The following is a 14,660-nucleotide window of genomic DNA, read 5'->3' as shown; positions in this document are numbered from 1 at the left end:
TCGTGATGAGGCCTTTCGAACCGCCCCAGCGTTAGACCGAAGTCCGTTGCCGCCGGGGAGCCGCCCATTATAGGGCCCTTCCGAAGAACTGCAACACCTCAGTCATGCCGATGTGCCGCCTTCCTCCGATCCCGCACCGCCGCCTCCGAAGAAGACACCGCTGCAAGGGGCGCGAATTGTGCATGCCGGCGCGATGGATGGGAAGAGGCTGAATACGAAAAATTCATGCGGCGGACAGGAAGCGGAAGAGCGGAAACGACGAAGGCCCGGAATCCCGGGCCTTCGTCGTGGCAAGCGGGCGGGCTGCCGCCCTGCCCTGCGCTCAGGCGCGGCGCGCCATCATCAGCTTCTTGATCTCGGCGATCGCCAGCGCCGGGTTCAGACCCTTCGGGCAGGTCCGGGCGCAGTTCATGATGGTGTGGCAGCGGTAGAGCTTGAACGGATCCTCGAGGTCGTCCAGGCGCGCACCGGTGTCCTCGTCGCGCGAGTCGATGATCCAGCGATAGGCCTGCAGCAGGATCGCCGGGCCCAGGTAGCGCTCGCCGTTCCACCAGTAGCTCGGGCAGCTGGTCGAACAGCAGGCGCAGAGGATGCACTCGTACAGGCCGTCGAGCTTCTTGCGGTCCTCCGGCGACTGCAGGCGCTCGCGGTCCGGCGGCGCCGGGGTCTGGGTGCGGATCCAGGGCTTGATCGAAGCGTACTGGGCGTAGAAGTGGGTCAGGTCCGGGACCAGGTCCTTGACTACGTTCATGTGCGGCAGCGGGTAGATCGGCACCTCCCCGGACTTGCAGTCGCCGATCGCGCGGGTGCAGGCCAGGGTGTTGGTGCCGTCGATGTTCATCGCGCACGAGCCGCAGATGCCCTCGCGGCAGGAACGGCGGAAGGTCAGGGTCGGGTCGATCTCGTTCTTGATCTTGATCAGCGCGTCCAGGACCATCGGCCCGCACGCGGCCAGATCCACCTCGTAGGTATCGGTGCGCGGATTGGCGCCGTCCTCGGGGTTCCAGCGGTAGATCTTGAACACCCGCGGGTTCTTCGCATCCTTGGCCGGGAAGTGCTTGCCCTTGGTGATGCGGGAATTCTTCGGGAGGCTGAACTCTGCCATGGCTGATCTCGTTGGCTCAGGCGGCCCGCGGGGCGAGCGTGGCGCGCGCCTGCCGGCGCGCGTCGTGGAGGGGGAAGGACGGACGACGCTGCATCACGGCCTCAGTACACGCGCGGCTTCGGCGGCACCACGGCCACATCGTCGCTGAGCGTGTACATGTGCACCGGACGGAAGTCGAAGCTGCAGCCGCCCTTGTCGTCGACCGACACCAGGGTGTGCTTCTGCCAGTTGACGTCGTCGCGCTCCGGGTAGTCCTCGTGCGCATGGGCGCCGCGGCTCTCGTGGCGCTGCTCGGCCGAGTTGATGGTGGCGACGGCATTAAGCAGCAGGTTGTGCAGCTCGTAGGTCTCGATCAGGTCCGAGTTCCAGACCAGCGAGCGATCGGAGACCCTGACGTCCTCGAAGCTGGCGAAGATGTCGGACATCTTCTCGCAGCCTTCCTTCAGGGTCTTGCTGGTGCGGAACACCGCCGCGTCGGCCTGCATGGTGCGCTGCATGCGGTCGCGGATCACCGCGGTCGGGGTGTCGCCGCTGGCATTGCGCAGCTTGTCTAGGTGCGACAGCGCCTTGTCGCAGGCGTCGGAGGCCAGCGGCTTGTGCGGGGCGTTCTTGCGGATGGTCTCGGCGCAGCGGTTTGCCACCGCGCGGCCGAACACCACCAGGTCCAGCAGCGAGTTGGAGCCCAGGCGGTTGGCGCCGTGGACCGACACGCAGGCCGCCTCGCCGATGGCGTACAGGCCCGGCACCACCGCGTCGGGGTTGTCGCCGACCTTGCGCACCACTTCGCCGTGGTAGTTGGTCGGGATGCCGCCCATGTTGTAGTGCACGGTCGGGATCACCGGGATCGGCTGCTTGGTGACGTCAACGCCGGCGAAGATGTGGGCGCTTTCGGCGATGCCCGGCAGCTTCTCGTTGATCACTTCCGGGCCCAGGTGGGTCAGGTCGAGCAGGATGTGGTCCTTGTGCTCGCCGACGCCGCGGCCCTCGCGGATCTCGATGGTCATCGAGCGGCTGACCACGTCGCGCGAGGCCAGGTCCTTGTAGTGCGGAGCGTAGCGCTCCATGAAACGCTCGCCGTTGGAGTTGCGCAGGATCCCGCCCTCGCCGCGCACGCCCTCGGTGATCAGGCAGCCGGCGCCGTAGATGCCGGTCGGGTGGAACTGCACGAACTCCATGTCCTGCATCGGCAGGCCGGCGCGCATCACCAGGCCGCCGCCGTCGCCGGTGCAGGTATGGGCGGAGGTGGCGCTGAAGTAGGCGCGACCGTAGCCGCCGGTGGCCAGGACCACGCCGTGGGCGCGGAACAGGTGCAGCGAGCCTTCGGCCATGTCCAGGGCGAGCACGCCGCGGCAGGCGCCCTCCTCGTCGAAGATCAGGTCGAGGGCGAAGTACTCGATCATGAAGCGCGCGTCGTGCGCCAGCGACTGCTGGTACAGCGTGTGCAGCATGGCGTGGCCGGTGCGGTCGGCCGCTGCGCAGGTGCGCTGCGCCGGCGGGCCTTCGCCGAACTTGGTGGTCATGCCGCCGAACGGGCGCTGGTAGATCTTGCCCTCCTCGGTGCGCGAGAACGGCACGCCGTAGTGCTCCAGCTCGATGATCGCCGGGATCGCCTCGCGGCACATGTACTCGATCGCGTCCTGGTCGCCCAGCCAGTCCGAGCCCTTGATGGTGTCAAAGAAGTGGTAGCGCCAGTCGTCCTCGCCCATGTTGCCGAGCGCGGCGGAGATGCCGCCCTGGGCGGCGACGGTGTGCGAACGGGTCGGGAAGACCTTGGTTAGGCATACCGTCTGCAGGCCCTTCTGGGCCAGGCCGAAGGTGGCGCGCAGGCCGGCGCCGCCGGCGCCGACGACGACCATGTCGTACTTGTGTTCGGTGATCTTGTAGGCGGACATCGGGTCTGGATTCCTTTGCGCGTGCCGGTCAGGCGGCCAGCGCGATGCGGGCCACGGCGAAGATGCTGACGATCGCGCCGAGCACCGCGATGAACTTCACGCTGACCTGCAGGGCCAGGGCGGCCAGCGAGTTGTGGATATAGTCTTCCAGCACGACTTGCAGGCCGAGCTGGGCGTGCCAGAAGGCGGCGACCAGGAAGCCGACCAGCAACACCGCGTTCCAGGGCTTGGAGACCGCGTCGGCGGCGGTCAGGTAGTCGCTGCCGACCAGGCTCAGGACGAACCAGACGAACCAGATGCCGAGGAAGACCAGCGCGGTGGCGGTCAGGCGCTGGTGGACGAAGTGCTCGGTGCCGGTCTTGGCCGTGCCCAGGCCGCGCACGTTCTTCAGGGGGGTGCGGTAGCGGCTCATGCGGCGCCTCCGTTGAGGGCGCAGGCCCAGATCAGCGCGGTGATCACCAGGCTGCCGGCCACCGACATCCAGCTGCTGCGGACGAACGCCGGGATGCTGAAGCCGTGGCCGAAGTCCTGGACGATGTGGCGGATGCCGTTGCACAGGTGGTAGGCGAAGGCCCAGCTCCAGCCGAACAGGAACAACTGGCCATACCAGGCGCCGGCCAGGTCGGTGAAGCAGGCCCAGTGGTCGGGGCCGAGCATCAGGCACAGCAGGCCGGCGGCGATGACCAGGGCACCGGCCGCCAGGACGATGCCGGTGGCGCGGTGCAGGATCGAGGTGACCATCTGGATCTGCCAGCGGTACACCTGCAGATGGGGTGACAGGGGGCGTTCGCGGGTGCTCATTCGCTGGCTCGTTGTCTCGGCTGTGCGGCCCGGGGGCGCGCGTGGCTGATGGCGCGCGGCATCGTCAGAAATCAACGCAGCGGCCGTTCTTTTCCCAGTCTCCGTAGCGGGTCGGCTCCGGGCCTTCGCGGCCGCCTATCTCGCGCGGCGGCGCCGGCGCGGCGTCGCCCGTGGATGGCTGCGTTCCGGAATCGACCGCTTCGGCGGACTCGGGAACCACGGGGCTTTGACCTATCATGGGACTCCTTGCAATGCACAAAATTTTAAGCCCCGGTTAACGTGCCTGACAACCAGCCCGCGATGTCTCCGGACAAGATCCCCGGCAATCCCGCCCGAAATCCCGCGGAATTCTTCGCGTTGCCGGGCTATTCGCTGCTCGCCATGGATGGGCCGGATGCGCTCGCGTTCGCCCAGGCGCAGTTCGCCAGCGACGTGACAGCGCTGGCCATCGGCCATTGGCACTGGAGCGCGTGGCTGAATGCCAAGGGCCGGGTCATCGCGGTGTTCGCGCTGCTGCGGACCGGCGAGGCTTCCTTGCGGCTGCTGCTGCCGGACCACGATGCCGGCGAACTGGGCGAGGCGCTGCGGCGCTTCGTGTTCCGGCGCAAGGTGGCGATCGCGCCCCGCCCTGACCTGCACGCGGCGGGGGCGTTCGCGGTGCCGGCGACGGCCTCCGGACCGGTGCTGGCCGGCGCGGAAGACGCCGCGGCCGGCCTGGAACTGGATTTCGGCGCGCCCGGCCTGCCCCGCACCCTGCGCCTAGCGGCCACGCCGGCCGCGGAGGACCTGGCCGCGGCCGAGGCCTGGGCGGTGGCCGACCTGCGCCTGGGCCTGCCGCGCCTGGCCGCTTCCCAGCGCGAGACCTGGACTCCGCAGCAGCTGGCGCTGGACCGGCTGCCCGCCTTCAGCGTCAAGAAGGGCTGCTACCCCGGCCAGGAGATCGTGGCCCGCACCCATTTCCTGGGCAAGGCCAAGCGCGAGCTGCTGCTGCTCCAGGTGGACGACGCGGCGGACGCCGGGGCCGAGGTCAGCCAGGCCGGCAAACCTATCGGCAGCCTGGCCAGCGTGGCCGGCCATGCGCCGCGCTGGGCGCTGGCGGTGCTGCCGCTGGAGCGCGGAGACGAGCCATTGACCGTGGGCGGCGCGGCGGTTTCGCCGCAGGCCTTCGTCGAGGGGTTGACCCGCTGATCGCGGCGCGGCTGGCCGACCTCACGCGGCCAGGCGGGTTCCGTCCTGCGGGTCGAAGAAATGCAGGTGCCGCGGATCGGCGCGCAGCCGCAGCTGTGCGCCGGGGACGGGCAAAGCCTGCGGCGGCAGCCGCGAGACCAGCGGCCGGCCGGCGAAATCCAGGTGCAGGTAGGCCTCGCTGCCCACCGCCTCGACCACGTCCACCCGTGCCGGCAGGCCCTCGCCCTCGGCCGGCAGCAGGTGCTCGGGACGCACGCCCAGGGTCACCCGCCGCCCCAGCCAGGCCGGCGGCACGTCCACGCCCGGCAGCGGCACGTCCGGCGCCGCGGCATCGTCCAGGACCAGGCGCAGGCCGTCGGCGGCCTGCAACTGGCCCTGGAGCACGTTCATCGCCGGACTGCCGAGGAAACCGGCCACGAACAGGTTCGCCGGCCGCTCGTACAGCGCCATCGGGGTGTCGATCTGCTGGATCCGGCCGGCGTCGAGGACCACGATCCGCTGGCCCAGGGTCATCGCCTCGACCTGGTCGTGGGTGACGTAGACCATGGTCGTGCCCAGCCGCTGGTGCAGGCGCGCGATCTCGGTGCGGGTGGAATGGCGCAGCTTGGCGTCCAGGTTGGACAGGGGCTCGTCGAGCAGGAACACCGCCGGCTCGCGCACCAGCGCCCGCCCCAGGGCCACGCGCTGGCGCTGGCCGCCGGACATCTCGCGCGGGCGCTTGCCCAGCATGCCCTCCAGCCCGAGCATCCCCGCCGCCGCGGCGACCCGGCGCTCCACCTCCGCGCGCGGCTGGCCGCGCAGCTTCAGGCCGAAGGCCAGGTTCTCGGCCACCGTCATGTGCGGATACAGGGCGTAGCTCTGGAACACCATGGCGATGTCCCGGTCCTTCGGCGCCACGTCGTTGACCACCCGCTCGCCGATGCGCAGCGTGCCGGAGGTGATCTCCTCCAGCCCGGCGATCATCCGCAGCAGGGTCGACTTGCCGCAGCCGGAGGGGCCGACCAGCACCATCAACTCGCCGTCGGCGATCTCGAAGCTGGCCCCGTGCACGGCGACCTGGCCGTTGTCGTAGACCTTGCGCACCTGGTCCAGCTGCAAGCCCGCCATCGTCGTCTCCGCGAGAATACGTATGCACCCGGCGGCATCCGGCTCGGCCCGATGCGCGCCCAGGTCCGGGCCGATGATGTCACGCCGACCGGGCGCTGGCGACCGCGGACGCAGGGCCGTGGCCTGCGCGACAGCGCACGCCCCTTGCGCGACAAAGCCGCCGGTCAATACCTGTCTCCATCCCTGTCCCGTGCGGCCGCGCCATGTCGCGGGAGTGACCATGCGCCCGGGCATGGTTGCGAACGTTTCCGCGGACACGTTTTGACCACTGGACAATCAGGGGCGTGGACCGCCATATTTCGACAGTTTCGACGCCACCGTATGGGCAAGGTCCCGCAAGTGCCCATCCGCCCCGCCCACCTGCCATCCGCCCTGCCGGCGGATACGCCTTCGTAGAGATCCACGGAACCGATGTCACACCCCACGGAAGCCCCCCGGATGCATGACACCCTGCTGCTGTTCGGCGCCACCGGCGATCTCGCGCAGCGCTACCTGTTCCCCTCGCTGCTGCGCCTGCAGGGCGACGGCCTGCTTCCGGAGGACTTCCGCGTGCGTGCGCTGGCGCTTTCGCCGCACGACACCGACAAGTTCCGCCAGATCCTGCGCGAGCGCTTCGCCAAGCTGGGCCACTACACGCCCACCGCCGAGCAGGTGGAGGCCTTCCTGGAGCGGGTGGACTACCGTTCGGTGGACATGCGCACCCCTGCCTCGGTGGCCGAGGCCGTGGCCGACCTGGTCGACCGCCAGTGCGTGAGCTACCTGTCAATCCCGCCGGGCCTGTACATCAGCACCTGCGAGGGCCTGGCCCTGGGCGGCGCGTTCAAGGCCCCGAACCGGCTGATGCTCGAGAAGCCGATCGGCGCCGACCTGGAGTCGGCGCGCGAGATCAACGGCACCATCGGCAAGCTGATCGACGAGGACCGGATCTTCCGCATCGACCACTACCTGGGCAAGGCCGCGGTGCAGAACCTGCTGGCCCTGCGCTTCGGCAACACCCTGCTGGAAGCGGTGTGGAACCGCAATTACATCGACTCGGTCAACATCTTGGTCTCGGAGACCGAGGGCGTGGACGGGCGCAACTCCTACTACGCCCGCTCCGGCGCCCTGCGCGACATGGTCCAGAGCCACATCCTGCAGCTGCTGTGCCTGGTGGCGATGGAGCCGCCGGCCTCGCTGGGCGCCGACCGCATCCGCGACGAGAAGGTCAAGGTGCTGCGCGCGATGCGCCCGTTCAGCGGCGCCGAGGCCGAGCGCCACAGCGTGCGCGCCCGCTACATCGCCGGAACCATCGACGGCGAATCGGTGCAGGCCTACGCACCGCCGGATGACAGCGATGTCGAAACCTTCGTCGGCGTGACCGCCCACATCGACAACTGGCGCTGGGCCGGGGTGCCGTTCCACCTGGTCACCGGCAAGCGCATGGCCGAGCGTTCCACCGTGGTCACGGTCACGCTCAAGCCGGTTACCCACTGGCTGTTCGAGCGCCCCGACGGCGCCCACGCCGCGCCCAACCGCCTGACCTTCCGCCTGCAGCCGCAGGAGGACATCGAGCTGGGCCTGATGAGCAGCCTGGCCGGTCCGGAATGGGGCACCCTGGAACTGCAGCCGCTGGAGCTGGAACTGTCCTCGGAGACCGGCCAGAACCGCCGCATCGCCTACGAGCGCCTGTTCCTGGACGCCCTGCACGGCAACCATGCCCTGTTCGTGCGCAACGACGAGGTCGAGGCCGCCTGGGCCTGGATCGACAGCGTGGTCGACGGCTGGAAGAGCGGTGACGTGCCGCTGGAGTACTACCCGGCCGGCAGCTGGGGCCCGCGCGAGGCCGCCGGCTACCTGCCCGCGCAGTTCGATGCCGTCGGCCGTCCGGCCGCACGCGGGACCTGAGGCATGTCCGAGCCGTTCCTGATCGCCGACATCGGCGGCACCAATGCGCGCTTCGCCCTGGCCGACACCGGGGCCGATTCGCCGCTGCTGGACGACAGCGTGCGCGAATTCGCGGTCGCCGAATTCCCCTCGCTGGCCGAAGCGGCCCGCCATTACCTGGAGCAGGCCGACGCCAGCGCCCACCGCGGCGTGTTCGCGGTGGCCGGCCGGGTCGACGGCGACGAGGCGCGGATCACCAACCACCCGTGGGTGATCTCGCGCTCGCGCACCCGCGACATGCTCGGCTTCGAGCAGGTGCACCTGATCAACGACTTCGCCGCCCAGGCCATGGCCATCAGCCTGTACCGGGCCGAGGACGTGGTCGCGATCGGCGGCGTGCCGTGGGCCCCGGCTCCTTTGCACGAGCCGCGCACCTACGCCGTGCTCGGCCCCGGCACCGGCCTGGGCGTGGGCGGGCTGGTGGTCCGCGACGGCCGCTGCTACCCGCTGGAGACCGAGGGCGGCCACGTCAGCTTCCCGCCGGGCACGCCGGAGGAGATCCGGATCCTGGAGATCCTGTCGGCGCAGTTCGGCCGGGTCTCCAACGAGCGCCTGATCTGCGGGCCCGGCCTGGTCAACATCCACCGCGCCCTGTGCGAGATGGCCGGGGTCGACCCGGGCCTGCTGGAGCCCAAGGACATCACCGCCCGCGCCGCCGCCGGCGACGCCCTGGGGATGCGTGCGGTGGACGTGTTCTGCGCGGTGTTCGGCGCGATCGCCGGCGACCTGGTGCTGACCGTCGGCGCCTGGGACGGCGTGTTCCTGACCGGCGGCCTGGTGCCGAAGATGCTCGACTCGCTGCGCCATTCCGGCTTCCGCCAGCGCTTCGAGTACAAGGGCCGGTTCTCGCCGACCATGGCCCGGGTGCCGTCGCTGGCGGTGACCCATCCGCGCGCCGGCCTGCTCGGCGCGGCCGCCTACGCGGTCGACCTGGTCCGCCGCGAGGCCGCCGCATGATCGCCGACCCGCGGATCGAATGGATCGAGCATCCGGACCCGGAATCCTGGGTGCACGCGGTCGCCACCGAGATGGAGGCGGCCCTGGCCGCCGACCTGGCCGCACACGGCCGCGCGCGGATGCTGCTGTCCGGCGGCACCACCCCGGCGCCGATCTATGCCCAGCTGGCGGTGGCGCCGCTGGACTGGCCCAAGATCACCGTCGGCCTGGTCGACGAGCGCTGGCTCTCGCCGCAGGACAGCGCCAGCAACGCGCGCCTGGTGCGCGAGAACCTGCTCGACCTGGCCGAAGTCGGCCGCTTCGAGCCGCTGGTACGCGAAGGCCTGGCCGTGGCCGAGTCGGTGCATGCCGTCAACCTCGAGGCCGAGCACGCCCAGGATCCCTGCCTCACCATCCTGGGCATGGGCAACGATGGCCACACCGCCTCGCTGTTCCCCGGTTCGGTCGACCTGGAGCGGGTGCTGGCCAGCGAGCTGCCGTACGCGGCGATCGACGCGACCGGTTGCCCGGTGGCCGGCGACTGGCCGCTGCGCATCACCCTGACGCCCGCCGGCTTCGCCCGCACCCGCCGCCGCCTGCTGCTGCTGCGCGGCGAGGCCAAGCGCGAGGTGCTGCTGCGCGCGCTGGCCGACGGCGACGTGCGCGAACTGCCGATCCGGGTGGTGCTCGGCCTGGGCGGCGAGCCCTTGCGGGTGCACTGGTGCGCATAGGCGCGGGTCACTCGCAAGAACCCGGATTCGACGCGAATCCCCGGAGCCCGCACAACCGCGTGCGGAGACTCGACGAAAGGCCCGGTGCCGGATCATTCCGCAGGGCATTCCCCCACCACTTCTCATAGCCCCACGCCAATGAGCCTGCATCCCAAGATCGAAGCCATCACCGAACGCATCCGCCAGCGCAGCGCGCCCTCGCGCGCCGCCTACCTGGCGGGCATCGACGAAGCCGTGCGCCAGGGCCCCAACCGCAAGCCGCTGAGCTGCGCCAACCTGGCCCACGTGTTCGCCGCCTGCGGCGATACCGACAAGGCGCGCCTGCGCGCCGACGTCACCCCCAACCTGGGCATCATCACCGCCTACAACGACATGCTCTCGGCGCACCAGCCGTACGAGCACTACCCGGAGCGGATCCGCGCCCTCGCCCGCCAGCTCGGCGCCACCGCCCAGGTGGCCGGCGGCGTGCCGGCGATGTGCGACGGCGTGACCCAGGGCCGCGGCGGCATGGAGCTGTCGTTGTTCTCGCGCGACGTGATCGCCCAGGCCGCCGCGGTCGGCCTGAGCCACGACGCCTTCGACGCGGTCCTGTACCTGGGCATCTGCGACAAGATCGTGCCGGGCCTGCTGATCGGCGCGCTGGCCTTCGGCCACCTGCCGGCGCTGTTCGTGCCGGCCGGGCCGATGCCGGCGGGCATCCCCAACAAGAAGAAGGCCGAGGTGCGCGAGCGCTACGCCGCCGGCGAGGCCACCCGCGAGGAGCTGCTGGAGGTGGAGGCGCAGTCCTACCACGCCCCGGGCACCTGCACCTTCTACGGCACCGCCAACTCCAACCAGGTGCTGCTGGAGGCGATGGGCGTGCAGCTGCCGGGCAGCTCGTTCATCAACCCGGGCACGCCACTGCGCGCGGCGCTGGACGACGAGGCCGTGCGCCGGGTGCTGGCGATGACTGCACTGGGCGACGACTACCGGCCGCTGGGCCGGCTGATCGACGAGCGCGCGATCGTCAACGCGGTGGTCGCGCTGATGGCCACCGGCGGCTCGACCAACCACACCATCCACTGGATCGCGGTGGCGCGCGCGGCCGGCGTGGTCCTGACCTGGGACGACATGGACCAGCTGTCGCAGATCGTGCCCCTGCTGGCGCGCGTCTACCCCAACGGCGAGGCCGACGTGAACCGCTTCCAGGCCGCCGGCGGGGTGCCGTTCGTGTTCCGCGAACTGCTCGACGCCGGCCTGATGCACGACCTGCAGACGGTGGTGCCGGAAGGCATGCGCGCGTTCGCCCGCGAACCGCGGCTGGAAAACGGCGCGCTGTCCTCGGCGCCGTCGGCCGCGGTCTCGGCCGACGAGTCGGTGGTGCGCACCGTGGCCGCGCCGTTCGAGGCCCAGGGCGGCCTGCGCCTGCTGCGCGGGAACATCGGCCGCGGCCTGATCAAGCTGTCGGCGGTCAAGCCCGAGCACCGCTACGTCGAGGCCCAGGCGGTGGTGGTGGACGCGCCGCAGAAGCTCAACAAGCTGCACGCCGCCGGAGTCCTGCCGCACGACTTCGTCGCCGTGGTCACCTACCAGGGCCCACGCGCAAACGGCATGCCCGAGCTGCATTCGCTGGCGCCCCTGCTGGGCATGCTGCAGAACCAGGGCCGCAAGGTGGCGCTGGTCACCGACGGCCGCCTGTCCGGCGCCTCGGGCAAGATCCCGGCGGCGATCCACGTCACCCCGGAAGCGGCCCGCGGCGGCGCGATCGGCAAGGTCCGCGACGGCGACCTGGTCCGCCTGGACAGCGAGTCCGGCGTGCTGGAGGTGCTGGTGGACGCGGCCGAGTTCAACGCCCGCGCGGTCGCCGCCAACACCAGCCCCGGCGCGCACGACCTGGGCCGCAACCTGTTCGCCAACAACCGTGCGCTGGTCGGTCCCGCCGACCAGGGCGCCTTGTCGATCTCCTGCGGCCCGCCGGCGCACGACGGCAGCGCCTGGGACTACGACGCCGAGTACGAACTGGGCGGCGATGCGGTGGCCGCCCTGGCCCCGCACGATTCCAAGGACGCCTGAGGCGCGCGGCCGGCTCCCTTGGGCGGGAGCCGGTCCGGCGGATGGATGCAGCGGCAACCGACGCGTTCGCCTGCGGACGCAGGCGTTAGAATTGCCGCGCATTCCCGCATTACGGAGCCGTCGCGTCCCATGAGCATCGCCGAAACCCAGGCCCAGGCCGAACAGCTGCTGCGCAAGTCCGGCATTCTGCCGGTGGTCACCGCCGACAGCGTGGACGAGGCGCGCAAGCTGTCCGCGGCCCTGCTCAAGGGCGGCCTGACCGCGATCGAGCTGACCCTGCGCACGCCCGCCGCGCTCGACGCGCTGGTGGCGCTGAAGAAGGAACTGCCGGGTATTGCGGTTGGCATGGGCACGGTGCTGACGGTCGAGCAGATGCAGCGCTGCATCGAGCTGGGTGCCGACTTCCTGGTCACTCCCGGCACCCCGCCGGAGCTGGCCGACGCGCTGGCCCGGGCGCCGATCCCGGTGGTGCCGGGCGGCGCCACCCCGACCGAGTTCCTGGCGCTGATGGCGCGCGGTTTCCGCGTGTGCAAGCTGTTCCCCGCCACCGCGGTGGGCGGCCTGGCCATGCTCAAGGGCCTGGCCGGGCCGATGGCCGAATTGAAGATCTGCCCGACCGGCGGCATCAGCGAGGACACCGCGGCCGAGTTCCTGTCGCAGCCCAACGTGGTCTGCATCGGCGGCTCGTGGATGGTGCCGAAGAACTGGCTCAAGGCCGGCGAGTGGGACAAGGTCGAGGCCAGCGCGGCCAAGGCCGCGGCGATCGTGGCCGGGGTCCGCGCCCGCTGAGGGCCGGCACGCCGGGGGACAGGCCCGGCCGCATCGCGGCCGGGCATCGCATCGCCGGCTAGCGCAGTTCGAACGCGTCGGCGTCGAGCATCGCCGGGAAGCGTTCGCGGTGCGCGGCCAGGGCCGTGGCCGACAGGGTCGTGGTCAGCACCTGTTCGTAGCCGCGGATCTCCACCTGCGGCTGGCCGAGGAAATCGATCACCGCGCTGTCGCCGTCGTAGGCCAGGCCGTTGCCGTCGGTGCCGACCCGGTTGACTGCGGCCACGTAGCACAGGTTCTCGATCGCGCGCGCGCGCAGCAGGGTCTTCCAGGCATGGGCGCGCGGCGCCGGCCAGTTGGCGACGAACAGCTGCAGGTCGAAGTCCAGCTGCCCCGGCCGCTCCACGTCGTAGCGGTTGCGGCAGAACACCGGGAAGCGCAGGTCGTAGCAGACCTGCGGATTGATCCGCCAGCCCTTCCATTCCACCGTCAGCCGTTCGCGGCCGGCGGCGTAGCGCTTGTGCTCGCCCGCATAGCGGAACAGGTGGCGCTTGTCGTACCACTGCAGGCCGCCGTCGGGCGTGGCCCACAACAGGCGGTTGAACACCCGGGGCGCACCGTCGCCGTCCGCCACCCGCAGCTGGGCGCTGCCGGTCACCGCCGCGCCCAGCGCGCGGGCCTGCGCGGCGATCCAGGCCACGGTCGGGCCATCCATGCGCTCGGCCCGGTCGATGGCCTCGTTGGAGAAGCCGCTGGTGAACGTCTCCGGCAGCACCACCAGGTCGGTGGCGCCGGCCAGCGGCGCCAGCAGGGCGCCGTAATAGTCGCGGTTGGCCGCCGGGTCGTGCCAGCGGGTATCGCCCTGGACCAGGGAAATGCGCAGGTCTTGCATGGCAGCCTCCATCACAGCAGCCGCAGGCGTTCGATCGCCGTGTCCAGGGTGGCCTCGTTCTTGGCGAAGCACAGCCGCGCCAGGCGCTGGCCCGTCGGCGGGCTTTCGTAGAACGGCGACAGCGGGATCGCGGCCACGCCCTTCTCCACCGTCAGCCACTTCGCGAACGCGTGGTCGGGCAGGTCGCTGACCGCCGAATAGTCGACCAGCTGGAAGTAGCCGCCCGGCACCGGCAGGGGCTGCAGCCGGGTGCCCAGCAGCTGCTCGCGGAAGCGGTCGCGCTTGGCCTGGTAGAACGCGCCGAGCCGCTCGTCGTGTTCGGGTTCGTCGCGGATCATCGCGGCGAAGGCGTGCTGGGCCGGGGCGAAGGTGCAGAACACGTTGTACTGGTGGACCTTGCGGAATTCCGCGCTCAACGCCGGCGGGGCGATGGCGTAGCCGATCTTCCAGCCGGTGCAGTGGTAGGTCTTGCCGAAACTGGAGACCACGAACGCGCGCTCGCGCAGCTCCGGCCAGCGCAGCACCGACTCGTGGCGGCGGCCGTCAAACACGATGTGCTCGTAGACCTCGTCGGAAAGCAGCAGGATGCCGGTGCCGCGCAGCAGCTCGGCCAGCGCGCGCATGTCGTCGGCCGAGAACATCGCCCCGGACGGGTTGTGCGGGCTGTTGACCATCAGCAGCCGGGTCTTCGGCGTGATCGCCGCGCGCACCCGCTCCCAGTCCACGGCGAAGGTGCGCGGGTCCAGCGGCACGTGCACCGCGCGCGCGCCGGCCAGGTCGATCGCCGGTTCGTAGCAGTCGTAGGCCGGGTCGAGCACCACCACCTCGTCGCCCGGGCGCACCACCGCGTGGATCGCGTTGAAGATCGCCTCGGTGGCGCCGCTGGTGACGGTGACCTCGCTGTCCGCATCGACCGTGGCGCCGTAGCAGCGCAGGGCCTTGCCGGCGATGGCCTGGCGCAGGACCAGCACTCCGGTCATCGGCGCGTACTGGTTGTGGCCGGCGCGCATGGCCGCGTCCAGTTCGTCCACCAGCCTTTGCGGCACCGGGAAATCCGGGAAGCCCTGGCCGAGGTTGACCGCGCCGTGCTCGGCGGCCAGCTGCGACATCACGGTGAAGATGGTGGTGCCCACCCTGGGCAGCTTGGTCGGCGGGATCTGCAGCGGCATCGCGGTTCCGTTCGGCTCGTGGGAGAGGCAAGGGCGGAGTGTACGCCGGGCGATGGCCGGCGATGCTGCGCGAAGGTGGCCGCGGCTACAATGCGC

At 70.8% G+C, this 14,660-nt stretch carries 14 protein-coding genes; 6 read left to right on the top strand and 8 right to left on the bottom strand.

Annotation, left to right across the window (positions count from 1 at the left end; all coding sequences use genetic code 11):
• Nucleotides 1–322: 322 nt before the first annotated feature.
• The 5 genes from CSC62_RS15625 to CSC62_RS15605 form a co-directional block, all read right to left on the bottom strand.
• Nucleotides 323–1,105 carry a succinate dehydrogenase iron-sulfur subunit gene (locus CSC62_RS15625; RefSeq protein ID WP_162407614.1) on the bottom strand — a complete coding sequence of 261 codons (783 nt, stop codon included), beginning with the start codon at nucleotides 1,103–1,105 and terminating at the stop codon, nucleotides 323–325.
• 101 nt (nucleotides 1,106–1,206) lie between these two features.
• Nucleotides 1,207–2,997 (bottom strand): succinate dehydrogenase flavoprotein subunit, encoded by a 1,791-nt coding sequence (gene sdhA / locus CSC62_RS15620; protein WP_162407613.1) that lies wholly within the window; start codon nucleotides 2,995–2,997, stop codon nucleotides 1,207–1,209.
• Nucleotides 2,998–3,025: 28 nt separating this feature from the next.
• The gene (gene sdhD, locus CSC62_RS15615; protein WP_162407612.1) at nucleotides 3,026–3,409 is read right to left on the bottom strand and encodes a succinate dehydrogenase, hydrophobic membrane anchor protein; all 384 of its coding nucleotides are present in this window, start codon (nucleotides 3,407–3,409) and stop codon (nucleotides 3,026–3,028) included.
• The gene (gene sdhC, locus CSC62_RS15610; RefSeq protein ID WP_162407611.1) at nucleotides 3,406–3,798 is read right to left on the bottom strand and encodes a succinate dehydrogenase, cytochrome b556 subunit; all 393 of its coding nucleotides are present in this window, start codon (nucleotides 3,796–3,798) and stop codon (nucleotides 3,406–3,408) included. The genes sdhD and sdhC overlap by 4 nt, the downstream gene beginning before the upstream one ends.
• 64 nt (nucleotides 3,799–3,862) lie before the next feature.
• A complete protein-coding gene (locus CSC62_RS15605; RefSeq protein WP_162407610.1) occupies nucleotides 3,863–4,036 on the bottom strand; it encodes a DUF1674 domain-containing protein in 174 nt (57 codons plus the stop codon).
• Nucleotides 4,037–4,098: 62 nt separating this feature from the next.
• Here CSC62_RS15605 and ygfZ point away from each other — a divergent pair, with 62 nt between their 5' ends.
• Entirely contained in the window at nucleotides 4,099–4,986 is an 888-nt protein-coding gene (gene ygfZ, locus CSC62_RS15600; protein WP_246194489.1) for a CAF17-like 4Fe-4S cluster assembly/insertion protein YgfZ, read from the top strand.
• A gap of 21 nt (nucleotides 4,987–5,007) precedes the next feature.
• On the opposite strand, the gene CSC62_RS15595 is transcribed toward ygfZ, so the two are convergent.
• On the bottom strand, nucleotides 5,008–6,093 hold the full coding sequence (locus tag CSC62_RS15595; RefSeq protein ID WP_162407609.1) for an ABC transporter ATP-binding protein: 1,086 nt from the start codon (nucleotides 6,091–6,093) through the stop codon (nucleotides 5,008–5,010).
• 438 nt (nucleotides 6,094–6,531) lie between these two features.
• Between CSC62_RS15595 and zwf the strand changes: the two genes are divergently transcribed.
• The 5 genes from zwf (at nucleotide 6,532) to eda (ending at nucleotide 12,524) form a co-directional block, all read left to right on the top strand.
• On the top strand, nucleotides 6,532–7,977 hold the full coding sequence (gene zwf / locus CSC62_RS15590) for a glucose-6-phosphate dehydrogenase (RefSeq protein ID WP_162407608.1): 1,446 nt from the start codon (nucleotides 6,532–6,534) through the stop codon (nucleotides 7,975–7,977).
• A gap of 3 nt (nucleotides 7,978–7,980) precedes the next feature.
• A complete protein-coding gene (gene glk / locus CSC62_RS15585; RefSeq protein WP_162407607.1) occupies nucleotides 7,981–8,973 on the top strand; it encodes a glucokinase in 993 nt (330 codons plus the stop codon).
• Entirely contained in the window at nucleotides 8,970–9,683 is a 714-nt protein-coding gene (pgl, locus tag CSC62_RS15580) for a 6-phosphogluconolactonase (protein ID WP_162407606.1), read from the top strand. Before glk ends, pgl begins: the two co-directional genes overlap by 4 nt.
• Before the next feature lie 138 nt (nucleotides 9,684–9,821).
• Nucleotides 9,822–11,735 (top strand): phosphogluconate dehydratase, encoded by a 1,914-nt coding sequence (edd, locus tag CSC62_RS15575; RefSeq protein WP_162407605.1) that lies wholly within the window; start codon nucleotides 9,822–9,824, stop codon nucleotides 11,733–11,735.
• 129 nt (nucleotides 11,736–11,864) lie between these two features.
• Complete coding sequence (gene eda, locus CSC62_RS15570; RefSeq protein WP_162407604.1) at nucleotides 11,865–12,524, top strand: bifunctional 4-hydroxy-2-oxoglutarate aldolase/2-dehydro-3-deoxy-phosphogluconate aldolase; 660 nt, start codon at nucleotides 11,865–11,867, stop codon at nucleotides 12,522–12,524.
• Between the two features lie 58 nt (nucleotides 12,525–12,582).
• On the opposite strand, the gene CSC62_RS15565 is transcribed toward eda, so the two are convergent.
• Complete coding sequence (locus tag CSC62_RS15565) at nucleotides 12,583–13,395, bottom strand: amidohydrolase (protein ID WP_162407603.1); 813 nt, start codon at nucleotides 13,393–13,395, stop codon at nucleotides 12,583–12,585.
• 11 nt (nucleotides 13,396–13,406) lie between these two features.
• Entirely contained in the window at nucleotides 13,407–14,564 is a 1,158-nt protein-coding gene (locus CSC62_RS15560) for a pyridoxal phosphate-dependent aminotransferase (RefSeq protein WP_162407602.1), read from the bottom strand.
• Nucleotides 14,565–14,660 lie beyond the last annotated feature (96 nt).

The sequence above is a fragment of the Pseudoxanthomonas jiangsuensis genome (genome assembly GCF_010093185.1).
GTDB lineage: Bacteria > Pseudomonadota > Gammaproteobacteria > Xanthomonadales > Xanthomonadaceae > Pseudoxanthomonas > Pseudoxanthomonas jiangsuensis.
The sequence above is the reverse complement of the archived record's forward strand: the minus strand, read 5'-3'. Positions and strand labels throughout refer to the sequence as shown.